Raw genomic sequence first — 18511 nt, forward strand, 5'->3', positions numbered from 1 at the left:
CTGCTCGGGTTGCTGGACACCGATCGCACTCGAGACGGCGTCGCTGGCGGCGACGGGAGCGAAACGCGATCGGGTATCCGCGGTCGTCCGTCCGGAGTCTCAGTCCGAGACCGGCTGCACCTCGGCTTGATCGGAGCGGGAGGCGACGTAGCGGGCGACTTCGATGTGGGTATGGGTTTCGACGAGGTGATCCTCGAGCGTCCGGTCGAGTTCGAGCACGTCGCGGCAGATCGGACACTCGACCGGCGGTTTGAATACCATCTGTTCGTCACTCTCCGCCCGGTCGAGGGAAATCGATACAGCATGCATATGCCCGCGGATCCGTAATCGCGGCCGGTCGGGACGGACTCGAGCACCGCCGCGGTCGACGCGTCGTGGACGTCCTGCTGCCGGACTGTCGGTTAGTACCGTACGCCGGCCGGGCCGATGGACATCACTGAGACGGCGCGAAACGTCAACCGCCAGGACAGCGGTGGTTCGGCCGGGACGGTGGGAGACGCAGCGCAAAGGCGTTTCCTCGAGCGGGTCGTACTCCGGCGGGATGACTGAGGACCCGCCGACCGACTGGCAGTTCGAGACGGTGTTTGCAGACGCGCTCGAGGCGGTTCCGGACGAGCAGTTCGACCGCGACCGATTCGTTCCGGGCGTCGGGCCGCTGTCGGCGGCCGTCACGCTCGTCGGCGAGGCACCGGGGAAGCAGGAGGTCACGCAGGGCGAGCCCTTCGTCGGACGGGCGGGGCAGCAACTGGACCGCGCGCTCGAGGCGATCGGCTCCGACCGACGGGATCTGTACGTGACCAACCTGGTGAAGGTGCGACCGCCGGAGAACCGCGACCCCCGCGCCGACGAGATCGAGGCCTGGCGGCCGGTGCTCGAAGCCGAACTCGAGCGCGTCGATCCGGCCGTGCTCGTCCCGCTGGGGAGTTTCGCGACGGGCGAACTCCTCGAGACCGACGCGACGATCACCGACCTGCACGGGCGGGCGTTCGAGCGTGAGGGGCGGACCGTCGTGCCGGCGTTCCACCCGGCCGCGGCGCTGTACGATCGCAGCAAGGTCGACGCCGTCGAGTCGGATCTCGAGACCGCTCTCGAGGCAGTATAGTGTCCCGGCGTTCGGTCCACCGGCGGTGGGCGCTTTCGTCCCTGCCTCAACTCCGCGCCGGGTCGCTCGTTGCGTCCATTGATGACGTTCCCGCACGTACTGTCCCCCGATGACCGATGCGTAAGTCCCATATCGCGGTTCTCGACCGTCTCGTCGACGGGGAGACGGCCGTCCTCCTGCTCGAGGCCGAGGGAGACGTAGTCGGCGAGCGAACCGTCGCCGTCGAGACGCTGCCCGAAACCGGCCGCCACGAGGGTGCCGTCTTCGAGGTGATCGTCGCGGAGGACGCGCTGCTCGAGGCCACGTACCGGGCGGATATCGAACGCGAGCGTCGGGAGTCGACGCGGGAGCGGTTCGATCGGCTGTCGGAACGGCTGTCGGACGCCGATCGCGGCGAGGAGTAGCACCGCTCGGCCGGAAGCGGAATCGAACGGGAGGGGAGGCCGAACCGGGATGGTTCGGGGGGATGACAGGCGGCGACTACGTCCGTGTGGACCGCAGTGTGCCGCCAGTGCCATCTTTCACGGGGAGTGCATTAGCAATGGTGCCAAACTGTATCGGTGGGTGACTCGTTCGTCTCCGTCCGGTTCGATCCCTTCTTCCCTCGACCGCGGTACGGACCGGCTGGACGCGATCGGGATGGTCCAATGGATAGCTTCAAGACGGTTCTCGAGCCAGGAACGGCTATGCTACGATCGTTCGACGGGACGGAACCGCAGGTAGCCGACTCCGCGTACGTCGACGACGCCGCGGTCGTCATCGGCGATGTCGTCATCGAGGCGGACGCCAGCGTCTGGCCGAACACGACGCTGCGCGGCGATCACGGGACGATCGTCGTCGGCGAGGGGGCCAACGTTCAGGACAACGCCGTCCTCCACGAGGCGACCGAACTCGCACCCTACTCGACGGTGGGCCACAGCGCCATCGTCCACGACGCCACCGTCGCCGAACGCGCACTGGTCGGGATGAACGCGGTCGTCCTCGACGGCGCGCACATCGGCGAGGGGGCCGTCGTCGCCGCCGGCAGCGTCGTCACCGAAGGCACCGAGATCCCGGCATCGACGCTCGTCGCCGGGACGCCCGCAGAACCGAAAACGGAGATCGAAGATGCCCACCTGCAGGCGACGGCCGACCGGTACGTCGACCTCTCGACGGAGCACGCTGAGACGTCCGAACGGCTCGACTGACGCCGGTCGAAGCCGACGTTAGCGCGTGCGCTCGTCGTCGCCCACACCGGAGACGACCTCGCGAACGTCGTCGACGCCCGCCCGGCGAACCACGGCCCGGGCCGGATCGCGCGCGCCGGCGAGGTTGTCCGAGTCGCCGTCGAGGACCAGCAAACGGGCCTCCCGCCCGGGTTCGACCAGCCCGTACTCGAGACCGGCGATCTCGGCCCCGTTGATCGTCGCCATCCGGAGGATCTCGGCAGCCGGCAGTGTGGAGAGCTTCGCGAGGAACTCCATCTCGCGGAACATCGACGGCGAGTTGAGCATCACGTTGTCCGTCCCCAGCGCGAGCGTCGTCCGCTCGTGTAAGTCCTCGTAGGGCGACAGCCCCACGTCGGTCACGAGGTTCGAGCGCGGGCAGACGACGATCGGTATCTCGCTGTCCGCGATCCGCTCCAGGTGAACCCGTTCGGGGTGAACCATGTGTACCAGGAAGTCAGGATCGAGGTCCAGCGCCGGGTTGATGTCGCTCTCGTCGACCTCCCCAGCGTGGATGCCGAACGGTTTGCCCGCCTCGCGCGTCGCCGTCCGCTCCCGATCGAAGCTGTCGTCGTTGGCCCCGCTCGCGCCGAACCCGTCGCCCGCGTGCATCGCGTCGATCGACCCGCGTGCGAACGACAGCGCGTCGATCGCGAGGTCGCTCGCGGCGTCCTCGAGCGTTCGGACCCCCTCGACGCCGCCCTCGCGGAAGTCCAGACAGGCCGCCGTCCCGGCCCGTTGCATGAACTGCAGCGACCGTCGCATCGCGGCGGCGAGGTCGTCCTGCGAGGCGTCCCGCAGGAGCCGATGTTTCAGACCGTCGGGCGGCGCGACCAGTTCCTCGAGCGAGAGCCCGCCGCCGGCCTCCTTGGCGATCGAGTCGCCGATGTGGGTGTGGGCGTTGACGAACGCCGGCAGAATGATGTCGTCGCTCTCGACCGGCGTCTCCTCGACCGCCTCGATGCGGCCGTCGTCGTCGATCACGACCCGCCCCTCGACGGGCTCGAACTCGCGGCCGCGAAGGATCGTTCCCGTTCGTTCCATACGCGTCAGTTCTCGGTCAGTGCCTTCAACGGTTCGGGGTGGGATCGGGAGACGGCTCGCAACTGCAGTCATCGCGTCGGTCCTCCATCGAAGAAGCAGGGGCGAGCCTGCATCGGCTCCCCGGCCGTCCCGTCGGAGACGGCGGCCGTCACAGCCGTCGGGCACCGCTACTCGACGAACTGATCCAGGGTCGCGTCCATCCCGTTCCGGGCCTCGCTGACCAGCGCCCCGTCGATGTCCAACCCGAGTACGTCCACCGCCGCCCGCCCGACTCGGTCGCGCAGATCGCTCGGCGAGTAGACGCCGAGTCGCCACTGGGAGAACTGGGCCGCCCGCAGCGCCTCCACGAGCGGCGACTGCTGGCCGAGTTGTCGGATCTCGCCGTTGACCATCACGCGGGTCGTCGATTCGGTCATCGACGGGCGACTCGGCACGTCGAGGATGACGTGTGCCGGATCGACCCCCGCCCGATCGCCGATCTCGCGCTCGAACTCGCGGATCGTTCCGTGCTCCGACTCGATAATCCCCCCGGGGACGTCGTTCATCTCGGCCCACACCGCCCGCTTGAACAGCTCCCGCTGGTCCAATCGCCGGGAGAACTCGCTCGTCGCCGCACACGATCGCAGGGCCGCGATCAGATCGTGATCGTCCATCCGCTGGAGGGTCTCGGCGTCGATGTCCGGCTCGGACGCCTCGAGCAGTCGTTCGGTCGCCCGGCGGAGCATCGCCTTGCTGATCCGGGCGACGCTGTGGCTGTAGACGGTCGGGTTCATCAGCGCCCGCGCGACCAGCAGGCTCTCGGCGGTCTGGACGTTGCCCTCGTCGAGGACGAGTTCGCCGTCGGCGAAGGTCAGTTCCCGGACCAGCCGGCCGTGATCGATCGTTCCGTAGGGAACGCCGGTGTGGTGGGCGTCGCGCACCAGATAGTCCATCCGATCGACATCGAGTTCGCCCGAGACGAGTTGGCCGAACCGGCCCTCACCGGCGACCAGTCCCGCGACCGCCTCGGGTTCGAGGTCGTGCTCCCGAAGCACGTCCCCGACGGCCCCGTCGGCGAGCAGGTCGTCGACGTCGTCGTGGTAGCGCCCCGTTCGACGGTAGGTCAGCGACTCGAGGTTGTGGCTGAACGGGCCGTGACCGACGTCGTGAAGCAGGGCGGCGGCGTGAATTCGGCGGGCTCGTCGCCCCTCGATCCCGAGTCGCTCGAGGGCTTCGCAGGCGAGATGATAGACGCCGAGGCTGTGTTCGAAGCGAGTGTGGTTGGCCGAGGGGTAGACCAGGGAGACGGTGCCGAGTTGGCTGATGTGTCGCAACCGCTGTACCGCTGGCGTATCCAGCAGATCACGGGCGACGCCGTCGACCTGAATGTGATCGTGGACGCTGTCCTTGATGATCTTCATTGGTTTCTGTTGGGCCCGTTCGTACAAAAACTGTCGTCCCCGGGTGTCGATCCCGTCGACTGCGTTGCCGTCGTCTCCGACGGACCGATTACGGCGACACCCACTCCCCGCGGTCGTCGCTGCGTTCGATCGCGTCGAGTACCTGCTGGGCGGCGAGCCCGTCGTCGAAGTTCGGCTCGAACTCGTGTCCGTTTGCGACCGCGCTGAGGAACTCGTAGTTCTCGTGGACGAAGGTGTGTTCCCAGCCCAGCACGTGGCCCGGCGGCCACCAGTGGTCGACGTAAGGGTCGCTCTCGTCAGTGACCAGGATCGTCTCGTAGCCGCGGTCGCCCTCGCGGAGCACCTCGAGTTCGTTCAGGCGCTCGAGGGAGAACCGCAGACTTCCGTTCGAGCCGTGGATCTCGATCGTGTGGTCGTTCTTGTGACCCGTCGCGAACCGCGAGGCCTCGATCGTCCCCATCGCGCCGTTTTCGAACTCGAGGTGCGCGGCGTAGGCGTCATCGACCGTAACCGGTCTCGTTTCGTCGTCGCCCTCGACCGGCCGTTCGTCGACGAACGTCTTCAGGTGCCCGCTGACCCGTTCGATCCCGCCGGCGAGGTCGTCCGAACCGACGAGAAAGCGGAGCAGATCGACCGTGTGCGCCCCGAGATCGCCAAGCGCACCCGACCCCGCGAGTTCCGCGTCGTTGCGCCACGACCACGGGGCCTCGGGGTCGACCAGCCAGTCCTGCAGGTAACGGCCGCGGACGTGGCGGATCTCGCCGAGGTCGCCGTCCTCGAGCAACGCCTTGGCGTACTGGATCGCGGGCACGAACCGGTAATTGAACGCACAGCCGGCGGGTACGTCGTCGCCCGCCGTGCGCGCCGCCTCGGCCATCGCGTCCGCCTCCTCGAGCGTCGGCGCGAGCGGCTTCTCGCAGAAGACCGGCGTTCCGGCCTCGAGCGCGGCGACCGACGGCTCGCGGTGGACGTGATTGGGACCGAGATTGTAGAAGACGTCCACGTCGTCGATGACCTCGACCCAGTCCGTCGAGATCGACGCGAACCCGAGACGGTCGGCGGCCTCGGTAAGCGCGTCCTCGTCGCGACCGACGAGGACGCTGCGTTCGATCTCGGGCGCGTCCGGGAAGAACATCGGCAGTCGCGCCATCGCGTTCGCTGTGTGCCTTGCCCATGAACCGATAGCCGAGCACGCCGACCTCGAGCGTCATGGGCGGTCGTTCATCGCCCTCGCAGTTAGCGCTTTGCCGTGTATCGACGGCACCGAGCCGTCGGTCGAGTCGACCACGTGCGCCCAGCGGCCCCTCATTGACGATCGCCGCAGCCGCACGCTCGGAGTGAGGACCAACGCGAGCGGGCGTAGCTTACTCGAAGCCGCCGCGGTGGAGCGTTTCGGCGAGCGGCTTGCGGTCGCTCGGTTGCTCGCGTTCCTGTAACTCCTCCGGGAGCGTTTCGGGGGGTGCGCGCTCGCCGATCGCGACCATCGCCTCGACCGCGTACTCGTCGGGGACGTCGAGCACGTCGGCCGCCTGCTCGTAATCGAACCCGGCCATCCCGTGGACGGCCAGCCCGCGGCGTGCACCCTCGAGCGCGAGGTTCTCCCAGGCCGCACCGGTATCGAAGGAGTGGACGGGGGCCGGTTCGCCGTTGTGGTCGAAGGTCGTCTTCGAGACGATGACCGCGAGGACGGCAGCGTCGCTCGCCCACGTTCGGTTGTTTTCCGAAAGGAGATCGAGGAACGTCTCCCACTCGTCGTCCTCGCGGGTCGCGTAGACGAACCGCCAGTGCTGGTTGTTGAACGCGGAGGGTGCCCAGCGGGCGGCCTCGAACAGCGGGAGGTACTCCGCCTCGTCGAGCGGGTCGCCGGTCATCGCGCGCGGCGACCAGCGGTTGACGAACAGCGGATCGATATCGTGGTCGGGGTCGCGGTGTTCGGCAACTTCGTCACTGAGTTCGCGTCCAGTCTCGAGGGTGTCTTGCATCGACCGTTTATTTGTGCGCCATCTATGTATATATTATCGGACGAACGGGTTACCAGGTAACACTCGTGTCCGGTTCCTGGCGTTTGAGTTACCAGTGTCGCCGCCGACACGGTGTGTGGTCCCTCGAGAGGGCAGCGGCCTCGGCGACGGTCCCGGCCGACGAGCGCCCCGACCGAACGCAGTGAGGGGACGCCGGTCAGTCGTCGGCCGGCGTCGGCGCACCGCGCTCGACGTCGATCTCGCCCGCGTCGAGGTCTGCCTCGACGTTGCGGGCCGCCTCGACCATGTTCGCCATCTTTCCGTAGGCGACCTCGCGGGGCAGCAGTTTCACGCCGCAGTCCGGCGAGACGACGAGTTGTTCCGGCGGCACGACCTCCAGCCCCTTTTTGATGTTCGCCTCGATCTGCTCGACGGATTCGACTTCCGCGACGTGGGCGTCACAGACGCCGAGCGCGAGGTCCTTGGTGAACGCGGGGTCCTTAAAGACGTCCAGCTGGTCGTAGTCGCCGTTGGCGAGTTCGAGGTCGAACTCGTCGACGGGGAACTCGAGGATCTCGGGGTAGATCCGGGAGTAGTCACCGTAACAGACGTGGAGGCCGATGCGGACTTCCTCGGGGATGTCGACGACGATGTGCTCGAGCGCTTCGCCGACGATGGCGTGGTCGTCGGGCGTGGTCGCGAGCGCGGGCTCGTCGATCTGGATGTATCGCGCGCCGGCGTCGACGAGTTTCTCGATCTCCTCGTTGACGAGGTCGGCCAGTTCGAGGGTGAGTTCGTCGTCGTCCTCGTAGGCCTCGTTGAACGACCAGTTCGCGAGGGTGTACGGCCCCGTGATCGGGACTTTGACCGGACGGTCGCTCGCGTCGGCGGTGAACTCGTACTCGTCGACTAGCCACGACTCGTCGTACTCGACCTCGCTGACGACGCTTGGCTTGTCGAAGTAGTTGTGGCCCCAAACCTTCACGGGGCCGTTGAACTCGTAGCCCTCGATGCGGTGGGCGAAGAATTCGACCATCTCGTTGCGCCGCATCTCGCCGTCGACGACGACGTCCAAGCCGGCGCGCTCGTGTTCGTCCGTAATCAGGCGGGCCGCGTCGTCTTTCGCTTCCTGCCAGTTGTCCTCGTCGAAGTCGCTGTCCGCGTCCTCGTACAGGTCCTTCGCCCGATTGAGCCACTTGGGCTTGGGGTAGGAGCCGACGACGGTCGTCAGCAGGAAGTGGTCGTTGTCGTGATCGGCCGGTCGGAACTGGTCTTTGTTCTCGTTGGTCATGCTGCGGTCACCTCCGCGAGGTCCGCGGCTTCGGCAAGGGCCTCGAGTTTTGCGACGTACTTGCCGTACGGCAGGTAGAACGTCTCGGTGTTCGTCGTCAGATACACCGTCTCGAACTCGGTGACGCCGAGTTGGCCCTCGACCCACTCGGTTCGGTCGCGGATCGCCTCGGGGTCCTCGACGAGCGTGTTCTGGCCGTCCGCGAGGCCGAGCGCGACGTCGTCGGTCGTGCCGTACTCCTGGATGTTGTAGAGGTTGTCGTCCTGGTTCGCGACGAAGTCGAAGCCGACCGCGTCGATATCGGCATCGAGCAGGTGTGCGTAGACCTTCTCTTCGAGTGCGCCCCAGTAGGGCTGGACCACGACATCGGCGTCGGTCGCGCTCGCGACCCGATCGATCGCCTCGCTTGCACGCGCGTCTTCCCCGTCGGCGGGCGGGTTCTCGACCAGCGAGGGCTCGAGCAGGACCAGCGTCTCGTGAGCCGGGAAGGCGTCGACTTCGCCCTCGAGAAACGCCGCGATCGCCGCGAGGAAGTCGCCGTCGTCGCCGTAGTGCTCGTCAGTCGCGAGATCGGAAAGCGAGTACGGGCCGGGGAGGACGGCCTGCAGATCGTCACTGCCGGTTCGGTCCACCGTCGCCTCGAGTTCCGATGCGACGTCACCGGTCGGCTCGAGGTCGTCGGTGACGACCGGCTCCCGATAGAAGTTGTTGTTGTCGTAGTAGCGAACGATGCCGCGGGTTTCGACGGCGTCGGCGACGGCCAGCGGGTGGGCGAGCATGTCGTCCCAACGCAGTTGGCCTTCCACGATGCGGTCGAGGCCGGCATCCTGCTGGACGCCGATCACGTCTTTACGGGCGTCCTCGTAGGCCGCAGTAATCCCGTCGCTCTCATCACCGCTGATGAGATCGTGTTTCTGATGGCCCTTGAGATCGGAGAGGTCGTCTTTCGCCCAGTCCGGGAGCGGATACAGCCCCGGCGTGGTCGAAACGTACTCAGTCATCGTAGACCCGGATAGGCTATACCGACGCTTAATATTTTCTATCCAATTTAATGTCCTACAGTAATTCGAATGATATCCTGACAGGGAGGCAAGCGTGTTGAAAACATCAGCAATATGTATTTTGGCACTGTTTAGTTGGTCGTGTTTAGTTTGTAGCATTCTGCCAGACGGCGAAGGCTTGAAGCCACGATTCTGCGGTTGATGGTTTAGCCTGGCTGAAACAGTTTGAGAACGAAAAGGTACGGCGTTTTATCTCTCTAAAGAGACGTTCGACAGCATTCCGATTTCCGTGTTTTTCGTATCGAAATCGGAGTCCGTGTCGACGGAGTGCTGTCTAGAGATGCTGTGCGCCATCAACGAGAAACACTGTGTTGTCGAGACCGTGTTTCTCGGTCAATCGATGGAGGAACGCAGCGGCAGGATCGGTACCTCATCGTCCGACCACTCCAACATCAAGAATTAGTCGTGAGTCTAAGTCTATTGCAGCGTACACCCCAAGACCAGTCGCCGTTAATCTTGATAGCAGTCTCGTCAACCGCGACCCTTGACGGCTTCGCCGTCCTCAGAACGCTAAGCGTTCTGATGGGCCGCACGAGAGCAACGCTCTCGTGGATGTCGGCGAGTCGTAACTGCTGTCAGCTAACCTATGTACCCAATCCCAGACCGCTCCATGTGATCCCTCAATGCCTAATTCAGCGAGAGTTGTTGTTGTCTCCCGAAGAGAATAACCGGTCTGATAGAGGCGGACGGCGAACGCCCTGACGGGCGTCGCCGTTCGCTCATTCTCCCAAGATTCTTCTAAATCTGCTGTATAGCTCTCGTTGAGCAGGTCTGTGAGCATTTTGCCCAAGAAACTCAATGACCTGCTCACTTCTCAAACGGGCTCAACTAGACAGTGCCAGATATAATTATACATTTTAAAGTCTACCCTTCATCCTCAGTATTATCTATCTGTTCTTGGCGATGTACCCTTAATGCTGATTTCACTGCCAAATACACAGCCATATATATCAGACTGAATAATATGATCATGGTTATCACAAGATCTATTATCGAAATACTGGATATCATATATGAATTGTATGTGTATTACCACATGAAAATATTTTCGTTGGATGATCTACCGTCTGGGATCTTATGTAGTGGATAAATCAATCACAGAACCAAATTTTTCATATGACCTATTAGTACAACCATGAATAGGGACAATAGCATCACAATACATTACTTCAAGATCAACGTCTAAAGTGACATATTGGGAATCGCCCGGTAGATCATCCCATTCTGCTACAGAACCAGTTGTATGTTTGCTAGCCTCAACGGATGCATCACTACTCTGTGACATAGCATAATCCCATGCAGCCTTATCGCTAGTTGAATTATCTGTCATCTCAGTATCAGGACCACTCATAGGTACTGAGAGGCCTGCCCCAGCATACGTCAGCGTGATAGAACCACCACTTTTCCCCTCTCCTTCTTCTGCACTCCGGTCCGTTATTGTGGGACTTGGTACTCCTGAGTCATTATTGTCCCAACGATGTGCTAAGTCTAATTCGTGTCCATATCCACCTAAACTGGTGTTACATTCCTCACTAGCACCAGGATAGGTAAGTGCTCTAGTCATAACCCCTCTATTATCATTATCCAAGCCAGTCTGTGTAAAACCTTCATAAACAGTCGTCATAGTTCCGTCTGGGCAACTACCAGAGTCATGGGTGTTTCGTACTGTTCTCACCCATTCTTCATCATAGTCAACAAGTGACGCCTGAGTTTGCGCTTGGGTTTGGAGAGATGCTTGATCTTGAGTAGTTTCCAAGTTTTTCATCGCTCGATTATGTCTTTCTTGAATGATCTCCTTTTCATCTACTTCGCTAGATGCTGTCTGAACCTCAGAATTTGCTTTATCATCCGGCACTGTTCCGAAATAGATTCTTGGTACGCCATCTTCGGCAATCGTATGAGAATATGATACGATACTTTCCCCTTCACGTGGGTTGATTGTTGCTACATCTGTCTGTTTAGAAGACTGCTGCACAGCAGCCTTCAAGCAGTCCTCCTGCTCATCCTTGATCTCGTTTGGATCTATCGGAGAGTCAATCGTGCCTGTTAATAATGCGTCTTCTGAGTCGATACGTTCTTCAGCAGCCACATTACCAATCAGTGGTGCTGCAATAGTAGTTGCGCCAAGTGATTTTAAGACTGTCCTTCTATTTACGATTGTTTCTCCATTGAATCTTATCTATTATACATATTGTTTTATATAACTAGTTGCCAGAATGATGGTGGTGGTTATTAGAATATTAATAGAGATAGGATCTTATCGTGTCCGTGCCAAACTGTCAATGTAACTCGAGCACCGTCAGCGTCTCGAAGGGGAACGACTCGTCGGCGACGGCCACGGCGCTGAACCCGTGGTCGCCGGCCTCTTCGACCACCCCGTCGACCCCCGTCAGACTACTGACGAGCAGGTAGACGACGCCGTCGGGTGCGAGCACGCGGCCGACACGCTCGAGGAAGGGATCGATGACGGCCCGACCGTCCTCGCCCCCCGAGAGCGCGTGCTCCATCCAGTCGTCCCACTCGTTTTCGGGATCGGTCGGCAGATAGGGCGGGTTGAAGGCGACCGCGTCGAACGTCCCGTCTCGAAACGGCGAGACGAGATCCGCCCGGACCGTCTCGACGCCCTCGGTGCGAGCCTGGCGGACGGCGTGTGGGTTCAGATCCGACGCGACGACTCGAGCGTCCGTCCCGTCGGCGATCCGTGCGGCGACATAGCCCGAACCGGTGCCCACCTCGAGCACCGTCTCGTTCCCCGCGAGGCGCTCGCAGGCTGCCTCGGCCAGCAGCTGGGAGTCCTCGGCGGGCTGGTAGACGTCCGGTTCGGCGTCGCGTCGCTCCTCGAGCGTCATTCGTTCTCCTCCAGTGTCGTCATACGGTGTTCTCGTGCTGTCTCGTCGCGTCCGTCGGCTGTCGGTTTCTCGTCTGCGATCCGGAACCCACCAGTCTCGGCTCGCCCGGAGAGTTCGCGCTGCGGGAACGGGATCTTGATGTCTTCGCCCTCGAAGGCCCGCTTGATCGCATCGATCGCGGCGGTCCGAGCCATCCAGTAGCGTCTGGCGCTCGGTTTGTCGATCCAGAACCGCACGCCGAGCACCACCGCGGAGTCACCGAAGGACTTGCCGACCACCTGCGGCGACGGCGCGGACAGCACCTCGTCGATGTCGGCGACCGCGTCCTCGGCGAGGTCGGCGGCCCGTTCCACGTCCGTCCCGTAGTCGACGCCGACCTCGACTTCGAGTCGCAGGCGACCCCGTTTCGAGCGATTGGTCACCATACTCGAGGCGATCACGTCGTTGGGGATCATGATGTACTCGCCGTCGAACGACCGGACGCGGGTATTGACGATCGAGATGTCGGTGACGATCCCCTCGTCGTCTTCGATCTCGATCCAGTCGCCGATCTCGAAGGGGCGAGCGAACATCAACACGAACCCCGCGAGCACGGTGCCGAGCGTCTGTCTGGCGGCCATCCCGAGGACGATCCCGAGGAAGCCGGCACCGACGAGCAGGCTCCCGAGGTCCTCGATCCAGATGCCTAAGATCACGACGAGCGAGACCGACCAGATGAGCACCTGCGAGAGGCGGTTGGTGACCTGCCGCTGGTGCTCGGTGACGGCCGCCGTCGAGTCCATTACCTCCTCGATCACCCGGCGGACGAACCGCGTCACGATGACCGTCAATACGAGCAAAATGAACGAAAAGACGGCGCGCGGAACGGCGTCTCCGCCCGGGTCGAGTTCCGTATAGAGCCGTTGAATCTCGTCGGCACGACCCCACACGCCCGTGACGACGGCGGTACTGACCGCACACGCGCTGATGAGCAGCGCCATCGCGACGACGTCGGCGTACAGCGGCCGCGCTCGCTCGGCCACCCACGCGTGAATCCGCTGATAGGCGAGCAACACGGCGACGACGAGGCCGACCGCTCCGACCGACACCGCGATTTTGAGGGTCGTCGTCGGAAACAGGTCCGACAACCAGTCGAACCCCGTCACTAATCCGAGCATACGTTCGTCTCTCGAGTCCGTCGGCCGCGCAGCTTTGTGTATCCGTTGGTTGGTTCGTTCCGTTCATCGACCCAGTGAACGGTCTCCCCCGGAGTCGCAAGGGGGCTTACTCGTCTCCGGGTTCACCGACGTCTCTCGCGAGTTGCGCCAGCGCGGCGAACTCGGCGGGAGCCATCGCCCCGGCCCGCTTTCCCAACACGTCCTCGTCGGCCGCATCGACGACCGCCTCCGGCTCCGCGAGCCCGGAAATGTGGGCCGTGTTCCGGATGGCGTTGCGGATCGTCTTCCGTCGCTGGGTAAACAGCGCCTTGACGAACCGCAGGAAGAACGCCTCGTTTTCGACCGCGTAGTCGGGGTCGCGCGGAACCGCTCGGACCACCGCGCTCCGAACCGCCGGCGGCGGCGAGAACGCCTCCTTCGGGATCGACTCGACGAGTTCGACGTCCGCGTAGTGCTGACTCGAGACCGAGAGCCGGCCGTACTCCGAGGTACCGGGGTCGGCCACCATCCGCTCGGCGAACTCCTGTTGGAACATCAAGACGAGCGGCTGCCTCTCGGGGAAGAGTCGAAAGGCGATCTCGCTCGAGACGCCGTAGGGGAGGTTCGACACCGATGCGGTAAAGTCGGGCAGGTCGATCTCGAGGGCGTCGCCCTCGATGACGGTCAGCTCCCCGGCGTCGATCTCCTCGGCGAACTCCTCGCGCAGAAAGGCGGCGAGTTCGCGGTCCCGCTCGACGACGGTGACCTCGTCGCCCACCGCGAGCAGTCGATCCGTCAGCGCGCCCGTTCCGCCGCCGATCTCGAGGAGGTGGCTCGTGTCGGCGTCGGTTTCGTCGAGATAGGTCGGCAGGCGGTCCAGCACGCGGTCGTCGACGAGGAAGTGCTGATCGCGGTTTGGATCGCCGCGGACGCCGGCCCGGGCGATCAGTCCGTCTGGATCTCTCATTGCCGACGCTTCGGCTGGGGCCGGTGTAAACGCACCGTCTCACACGTCCCGTTCCGTCGGCGCACCCGTTCCCGGCGGCTGTTCGAGTCGCCTGCGGACGCCACGCTAACGGGTTTTCGTCGGGTACGCGCTCGTACCCGTTGCCGCTCCGCGGTGCGTTGGGTCGCGTTACTGATTCTGCTCCTGCTCGCGTCGACCCACGAACGTCTGATACTTCAGGTCGTCATCGCGAAGCTCCTCGAGAATGCGGTCGACGAGGATCTCGTCGGGATCGTGCAGTCCCGAGACGCGCTCGGACAGGTCGTCGAAGCTCTCGAAGGGCTTTCGCTTTCGCTCGTCTAAGATGCCGTTGCGGAGCTTCTTCCCGATCCCCGGCAGCAGGTTCAGCTGGTGGAGTCGCAGCGTGATCGGCTGGGCGTCGTTGTAGAAGTCGACGAACCGCTCCTCGTTCTCCTCGACGAGGTCGGCGACGACGTACTCGAGTTCCGATTGGGCGCCCGACGAGAGGTCGTCGTACTCGACGCGGTGGCACTCGGTGACGACCCCCCGCTCGGCGGGCGGTTCGACGACGACTTCGCTACCGATCGTGAGCCGCTCGTCCTCGTCGAACGCGACCTGATAGAGCTGGAAGTCCTCGATCCCGACAGCGTAGCCTGCCGGTGACTTCGCGTACTGCGGTCGGCCGTCGTCCGACAGCCCGTGTGCCAGATAGTCCAACACGACCGCGCGCCGAACGTCCGTCTCGTCGCCATCGGCTTCGCTCATTGGTTTACGCTACGGCGACGGCGTACTTAAAGAGTCGGCTCGCTTTCAGACGACCGAACATCGAAGGGTTCCGTCGCGTCCGCCCTCGAACCGTCGACCGATTTCGACTGGCGGTCGTCTCAGGCGTACTTGGCGACGACGTTGAGAATCTCGTCGAGTTCGTCCCCCGACAGCGAGTACCGCTGCTGTGCGTACACCGATCGGAGCTCGTCCCGATCCCGCGGCAGCAGATTGGCGATCTTGTAGGCCGTCGGCTCGTCGACCTTTTCGATGTCCTGCAGGTCGTCGACGAGCGCCTGGGCCTCCTCGGGCTCGAGGACGGCGAATCGGTTCGCGTGTTCGATCGCTCGCGCGAGCTCGTAGCGAAGCTCGCGATCCTCGTCCATCGCGCGTTCGGCTTCGATGTCGGCGAGCAGCTCCTTCGTTTCCGAGACCGTCAGGAACTCCTCGTCGACGATCTCTTTGAAGATCGTCATCCTGCGGTTAGATCCGGCTCTTTTCCTGGTTCTGTGCGCGCATGTGGGCGGCGGTCACGAGCAGCGTTTTCTCCTTCCCGCCGTCGACGATCTCGACCTTGAAGGCGTCGCCCTGTTTCCCGACGACCTCACCGGTGCGACCGTCGAATCGCGGGTGGAAGCGACCGTTCGGGGTGCTTGGGTCGATCTTCAGGTGGACTTTCTCCCCCTCCTCGTACTCCTGAATCGCACGCTGTGGCGGCGAGGTACCGCGGTCTCGAGGATCGTTCGCGAGCTTTCTCCGGGTTCCCTGACGAGGGCCATTAGATTTCGGCATAGTCGTACGACCGCTTTGTCCGGTGACGGTTATAAAACACACGTATTCCACCCACCGGTTTCCGCCGGGGGTTGGGCGTACTCCGCCCGCACGATATCGGGTGTGGTAGATCGGGGTACCGCCCCCCGAACGTGCGGGTTCCGGCCCGCTCACGCGTGGAGGAAACTCATCGCGTAGAACAGCGACCGCTCGTAGACGTCCGGTTCGATCGAGAATCCCAGATGCGAGCCGATGTAGGCGTTGTTGAAGTGGCCGTACCGCGGCCCTTTCAGGATTCGCAGCGTCAGCCGGGGGTCCATCTCCATCCGGACTCGTCGCCGATCGGTTCGCTCCGGGAGCCCCTCGACGATCTCGTGGTCGCCGCCGTCGGCCGTAAACCGCAGGTACTGGTCGTCGACCAGCGAGAGGACGACCTCGGTCTCCGACTCGAATCCGATCCCGCGGCGCTTCGCGTCGAAGTTCTCGTAGGCCGCGGGCACGTACTCCCGGAACTCCGCCAGCGTCGGCATCGGGTCCGACTCGTAGGTGAACTCTCGGTCCGCCAGTTCGGTATCGATATACTCCCGGCGCGCGTCGGGATCGACGGGCTCGTAGGGGGCGGATTGCTCGCCGGCGGCGACATCGAACCAGTCGCCGCTGTTGAGGAGCACACACTCCGCGTCGTCGCTGACCCGGTCCTCGTCCGCGAAGTAGTCCCGCGCCTGCGTTCGCGTCGACCGCGCGACGTACTCGTTCAGGTCCGCGAGGTCGCCCGCGAGCGTGTAACTCCCCGCGAAGGGCATGTAGTAGTCGGGCTCGAGCAGCTCGAGGAAGCCGACGGCGTTGTCCAGAGACTGGAGTCGGCGTTCCTCGCGTTCCGCGAGCAGTTTCTCGTGGGAGTAGTCGATCCGGCCCTGCGGATAGCCGCCGGCGAAGGTGTACTGCAGCATCGCGAGATCGATCTCGCCGTACTGCTCTTTCACGCGGTCGGCGGCGTGTCGGGACATCGGCCAGCGACAGTCGTTCAGATTGAGGACGGTGTACTCGCCGTCGTCGAAGACCGCCATGGAGTCGATCTGCGTCGAGCCGTCGATACCCTGTGTGCTCGCGTCCTCGGCCATCCACGGACAGGCGAAGTGGTTCCCACAGACCTCGGGATCGCAGTCGTCCGACGCGAGTACGTTCACGTACAGGTCCCCGCCGAGGTGAACCCGCTCGTCGTGTGGGAGTTCGCGGACGTCGAACCCGGCCGCTTCGACGTTGTGTTTGAGGAAGTCCCAGTTGTAGTCGTGTATCAGAACCGGGATGTCGGAGTCGAGGCGCTCGAGCGTCTCCCGGTGGCAGTGATCCGGATGAATGTGCGAGATGTAGATGTAATCGACGTGGTTGAGGTCTTCGGGCTCGAGTTCGACTGGGGGGTAGTGTGCCCAGGCACCGTAGAACGCGCCGTCGACGATCCAGGGGTCACAGAGGACTGCCGTGTCTTCCGATTCGACGAGAACGGTTGACGACTTGATGTGCCGAACGCGCATATGGCGTGAAATGACAATCGAATAGATATACGCTCGCAGGAGCTACACAGTATGAGAACGAATCCGCCGCCGAGAACGAGCGGGGTCGAACCGCGGTCGCGGGACCGTCGATCCCTCGGCCGAGAGAGCAAGAGTAACCCCGCTCGATTTCGTTGGGGTCGGTATGGACGACGACTCCGACCGACGAATCGAGACCAGATCGATCCACGCCGGCCAGACCCCGGACGACGAAACCGGCGCGCTGATGACCCCGATCCACGCCAACTCGACCTACAAACAGGACGCCCCCGGAGAACATCGTGGCTACGAGTACTCCCGGACCGGCAACCCGACCCGAACGGACCTCGAGGCGAACCTCGCGAGCCTGGAACACGCCGAGTACGGCCGGGCCTTCGCCAGCGGGATGGCCGCGATCAACACCGTCCTCAATCTGCTCGAGGCCGGCGATCACGTCGTCACCGGTACCGACGTCTACGGCGGCACCCACCGCATCTTCACGCAGGTCTACGAGGACTACGACGTCGAGTTCTCGTTCGTCGACATGACCGACCTCGACGAGATCGACGCGGCGTTTCGCGAGGAGACGGCACTGCTCTGGCTCGAGACGCCGACGAACCCGCTCATGTCGATCGTCGATATCGCGGGCGCGGCCGAAATCGCCCACGACAACGACGCGCTCTGTGCGATCGACAACACGTTCGCGACGCCGTACCTCCAGCGACCGCTCGACCTCGGGGCGGACATCGTCTCCCACTCGCTGACCAAGTACCTCGGGGGCCACTCGGACGTGGTCGGCGGCGCGCTCCTGACCAACGACGAGGAGTTAGACGAGCGGTTCGGCTTCTACCAGAACTCGGTCGGTGCGACGCCCGGCCCGTTCGAGTCCTTCCTCGTCCTCCGGGGCACCAAGACTCTGCCCGTCCGCATGGACCGCCACTGCGAGAACGCCCGCGCGATCGCCGAGTGGCTCGACGATCACCCCGATGTCGAGCGGGTCTATTATCCTGGCCTCGAGTCCCACCCCGGCCACGAGATCGCCGCCGAACAGATGGACGACTTCGGCGGCATGCTGAGTTTCGAACTCGACGCGACCCTCGAGGAAGCGAGCGAGGTCGTCTCGAACACCGAGGTGTTCACGCTCGCCGAGAGCCTCGGCGGGGTCGAGAGCCTGATCGAACAGCCCGCGCCGATGACCCACGCCGCGATTCCCCGCGAGGAGCGCATCGAGGCTGGCCTCACTGACGGTCTGATCCGTGCGAGCGTCGGTATCGAGCACGTCGACGACCTGATCGCCGACCTCGAAGGCGCGATCGACGACGCTCTGGCGTAACCGACGCGAACGAGGCCGGCATCTTCGGGGTCCCGACGACCGCAGTCCAGCCGCGTGGCCGTCCAAACGGCCAGTGAACTTTATGTGGTTGCTCCTC

18 protein-coding genes and 2 pseudogenes are annotated in these 18511 nt (G+C 63.6%); 4 read left to right on the plus strand and 16 right to left on the minus strand.

Going from position 1 to position 18511, the window contains the following annotated elements:
* Positions 1–99 precede the first annotated feature (99 nt).
* Entirely contained in the window at positions 100–261 is a 162-nt protein-coding gene (locus tag ALTAJ2_RS19465; RefSeq protein ID WP_160163691.1) for a hypothetical protein, read from the minus strand.
* A 280-nt stretch (positions 262–541) separates the two neighbouring features.
* On the opposite strand from ALTAJ2_RS19465, the gene ALTAJ2_RS13895 reads away from it, so the two are divergent.
* The 3 genes from ALTAJ2_RS13895 (at position 542) to ALTAJ2_RS13905 (ending at position 2289) form a co-directional block, all read left to right on the plus strand.
* Positions 542–1102 carry a uracil-DNA glycosylase gene (locus tag ALTAJ2_RS13895; protein WP_007109404.1) on the plus strand — a complete coding sequence of 187 codons (561 nt, stop codon included), beginning with the start codon at positions 542–544 and terminating at the stop codon, positions 1100–1102.
* A gap of 116 nt (positions 1103–1218) precedes the next feature.
* Entirely contained in the window at positions 1219–1506 is a 288-nt protein-coding gene (locus ALTAJ2_RS13900) for a DUF3006 family protein (RefSeq protein WP_007109405.1), read from the plus strand.
* A gap of 282 nt (positions 1507–1788) precedes the next feature.
* The gene (locus ALTAJ2_RS13905; protein ID WP_007109406.1) at positions 1789–2289 is read left to right on the plus strand and encodes a gamma carbonic anhydrase family protein; all 501 of its coding nucleotides are present in this window, start codon (positions 1789–1791) and stop codon (positions 2287–2289) included.
* 18 nt (positions 2290–2307) lie between these two features.
* On the opposite strand, the gene ALTAJ2_RS13910 is transcribed toward ALTAJ2_RS13905, so the two are convergent.
* From ALTAJ2_RS13910 to ALTAJ2_RS13970, 15 genes and pseudogenes are all read right to left on the minus strand, one after another.
* The gene (locus ALTAJ2_RS13910) at positions 2308–3351 is read right to left on the minus strand and encodes an amidohydrolase family protein (protein ID WP_007109407.1); all 1044 of its coding nucleotides are present in this window, start codon (positions 3349–3351) and stop codon (positions 2308–2310) included.
* Between the two features lie 167 nt (positions 3352–3518).
* A complete protein-coding gene (locus tag ALTAJ2_RS13915) occupies positions 3519–4751 on the minus strand; it encodes an HD domain-containing protein (RefSeq protein WP_007109408.1) in 1233 nt (410 codons plus the stop codon).
* An 88-nt stretch (positions 4752–4839) separates the two neighbouring features.
* Positions 4840–5962: pseudogene (locus ALTAJ2_RS13920) on the minus strand (Gfo/Idh/MocA family protein).
* Between the two features lie 153 nt (positions 5963–6115).
* Positions 6116–6733 (minus strand): nitroreductase family protein, encoded by a 618-nt coding sequence (locus ALTAJ2_RS13925; protein ID WP_007109410.1) that lies wholly within the window; start codon positions 6731–6733, stop codon positions 6116–6118.
* A gap of 196 nt (positions 6734–6929) precedes the next feature.
* A complete protein-coding gene (locus ALTAJ2_RS13930; RefSeq protein WP_007109411.1) occupies positions 6930–8003 on the minus strand; it encodes a methionine synthase in 1074 nt (357 codons plus the stop codon).
* A complete protein-coding gene (locus ALTAJ2_RS13935) occupies positions 8000–9004 on the minus strand; it encodes a hypothetical protein (RefSeq protein ID WP_007109412.1) in 1005 nt (334 codons plus the stop codon). The genes ALTAJ2_RS13930 and ALTAJ2_RS13935 overlap by 4 nt, the downstream gene beginning before the upstream one ends.
* Before the next feature lie 145 nt (positions 9005–9149).
* Positions 9150–9845, minus strand: a pseudogene (locus ALTAJ2_RS20130) (IS6 family transposase).
* Between the two features lie 294 nt (positions 9846–10139).
* A complete protein-coding gene (locus ALTAJ2_RS19230; protein ID WP_144240253.1) occupies positions 10140–11153 on the minus strand; it encodes a hypothetical protein in 1014 nt (337 codons plus the stop codon).
* 190 nt (positions 11154–11343) lie between these two features.
* Entirely contained in the window at positions 11344–11913 is a 570-nt protein-coding gene (locus tag ALTAJ2_RS13940; protein WP_007109414.1) for a HemK2/MTQ2 family protein methyltransferase, read from the minus strand.
* Positions 11910–13070: a mechanosensitive ion channel family protein gene (locus ALTAJ2_RS13945; protein ID WP_007109415.1), complete on the minus strand. Its 1161-nt coding sequence runs from the start codon at positions 13068–13070 to the stop codon at positions 11910–11912. The genes ALTAJ2_RS13940 and ALTAJ2_RS13945 overlap by 4 nt, the downstream gene beginning before the upstream one ends.
* Positions 13071–13176: 106 nt before the next feature.
* The gene (locus tag ALTAJ2_RS13950; RefSeq protein ID WP_007109416.1) at positions 13177–14016 is read right to left on the minus strand and encodes a 16S ribosomal RNA methyltransferase A; all 840 of its coding nucleotides are present in this window, start codon (positions 14014–14016) and stop codon (positions 13177–13179) included.
* Positions 14017–14184: 168 nt separating this feature from the next.
* Positions 14185–14781 carry a DUF655 domain-containing protein gene (locus ALTAJ2_RS13955; RefSeq protein WP_007109417.1) on the minus strand — a complete coding sequence of 199 codons (597 nt, stop codon included), beginning with the start codon at positions 14779–14781 and terminating at the stop codon, positions 14185–14187.
* Between the two features lie 119 nt (positions 14782–14900).
* Positions 14901–15257, minus strand: coding sequence for an RNA polymerase Rpb4 family protein (locus tag ALTAJ2_RS13960; protein ID WP_007109418.1), 357 nt, complete (start codon positions 15255–15257; stop codon positions 14901–14903).
* 7 nt (positions 15258–15264) lie between these two features.
* Complete coding sequence (locus tag ALTAJ2_RS13965) at positions 15265–15573, minus strand: 50S ribosomal protein L21e (RefSeq protein WP_007109419.1); 309 nt, start codon at positions 15571–15573, stop codon at positions 15265–15267.
* A 149-nt stretch (positions 15574–15722) separates the two neighbouring features.
* A complete protein-coding gene (locus ALTAJ2_RS13970; protein WP_007109420.1) occupies positions 15723–17084 on the minus strand; it encodes an MBL fold metallo-hydrolase in 1362 nt (453 codons plus the stop codon).
* 163 nt (positions 17085–17247) lie between these two features.
* Between ALTAJ2_RS13970 and ALTAJ2_RS13975 the strand changes: the two genes are divergently transcribed.
* A complete protein-coding gene (locus ALTAJ2_RS13975; protein ID WP_007109421.1) occupies positions 17248–18414 on the plus strand; it encodes a cystathionine gamma-synthase in 1167 nt (388 codons plus the stop codon).
* The last annotated feature ends 97 nt before the right edge of the window (positions 18415–18511 follow it).

The sequence above is a fragment of the Natrinema altunense genome (assembly GCF_000731985.1).
Lineage (GTDB): Archaea > Halobacteriota > Halobacteria > Halobacteriales > Natrialbaceae > Natrinema > Natrinema altunense.

Excerpts from the sequence above, each read along its gene's own strand:
- ALTAJ2_RS13935 (WP_007109412.1), bottom strand. The coding sequence starts at position 9,004 with ATGACTGAGTACGTTTCGACCACGCCGGGGCTGTATCCGCTCCCGGAC.
- ALTAJ2_RS13950 (WP_007109416.1), bottom strand. The coding sequence starts at position 14,016 with ATGAGAGATCCAGACGGACTGATCGCCCGGGCCGGCGTCCGCGGCGAT.
- ALTAJ2_RS19465 (WP_160163691.1), bottom strand. The coding sequence starts at position 261 with ATGGTATTCAAACCGCCGGTCGAGTGTCCGATCTGCCGCGACGTGCTC.
- ALTAJ2_RS13960 (WP_007109418.1), bottom strand. The coding sequence starts at position 15,257 with ATGACGATCTTCAAAGAGATCGTCGACGAGGAGTTCCTGACGGTCTCG.
- ALTAJ2_RS13975 (WP_007109421.1), top strand. The coding sequence starts at position 17,248 with ATGGACGACGACTCCGACCGACGAATCGAGACCAGATCGATCCACGCC.
- ALTAJ2_RS13915 (WP_007109408.1), bottom strand. The coding sequence starts at position 4,751 with ATGAAGATCATCAAGGACAGCGTCCACGATCACATTCAGGTCGACGGC.
- ALTAJ2_RS13905 (WP_007109406.1), top strand. The coding sequence starts at position 1,789 with ATGCTACGATCGTTCGACGGGACGGAACCGCAGGTAGCCGACTCCGCG.
- ALTAJ2_RS13910 (WP_007109407.1), bottom strand. The coding sequence starts at position 3,351 with ATGGAACGAACGGGAACGATCCTTCGCGGCCGCGAGTTCGAGCCCGTC.
- ALTAJ2_RS13945 (WP_007109415.1), bottom strand. The coding sequence starts at position 13,070 with ATGCTCGGATTAGTGACGGGGTTCGACTGGTTGTCGGACCTGTTTCCG.
- ALTAJ2_RS13930 (WP_007109411.1), bottom strand. The coding sequence starts at position 8,003 with ATGACCAACGAGAACAAAGACCAGTTCCGACCGGCCGATCACGACAAC.
- ALTAJ2_RS13925 (WP_007109410.1), bottom strand. The coding sequence starts at position 6,733 with ATGCAAGACACCCTCGAGACTGGACGCGAACTCAGTGACGAAGTTGCC.
- ALTAJ2_RS13895 (WP_007109404.1), top strand. The coding sequence starts at position 542 with ATGACTGAGGACCCGCCGACCGACTGGCAGTTCGAGACGGTGTTTGCA.
- ALTAJ2_RS13900 (WP_007109405.1), top strand. The coding sequence starts at position 1,219 with ATGCGTAAGTCCCATATCGCGGTTCTCGACCGTCTCGTCGACGGGGAG.
- ALTAJ2_RS13955 (WP_007109417.1), bottom strand. The coding sequence starts at position 14,781 with ATGAGCGAAGCCGATGGCGACGAGACGGACGTTCGGCGCGCGGTCGTG.
- ALTAJ2_RS13970 (WP_007109420.1), bottom strand. The coding sequence starts at position 17,084 with ATGCGCGTTCGGCACATCAAGTCGTCAACCGTTCTCGTCGAATCGGAA.
- ALTAJ2_RS13965 (WP_007109419.1), bottom strand. The coding sequence starts at position 15,573 with ATGCCGAAATCTAATGGCCCTCGTCAGGGAACCCGGAGAAAGCTCGCG.
- ALTAJ2_RS13940 (WP_007109414.1), bottom strand. The coding sequence starts at position 11,913 with ATGACGCTCGAGGAGCGACGCGACGCCGAACCGGACGTCTACCAGCCC.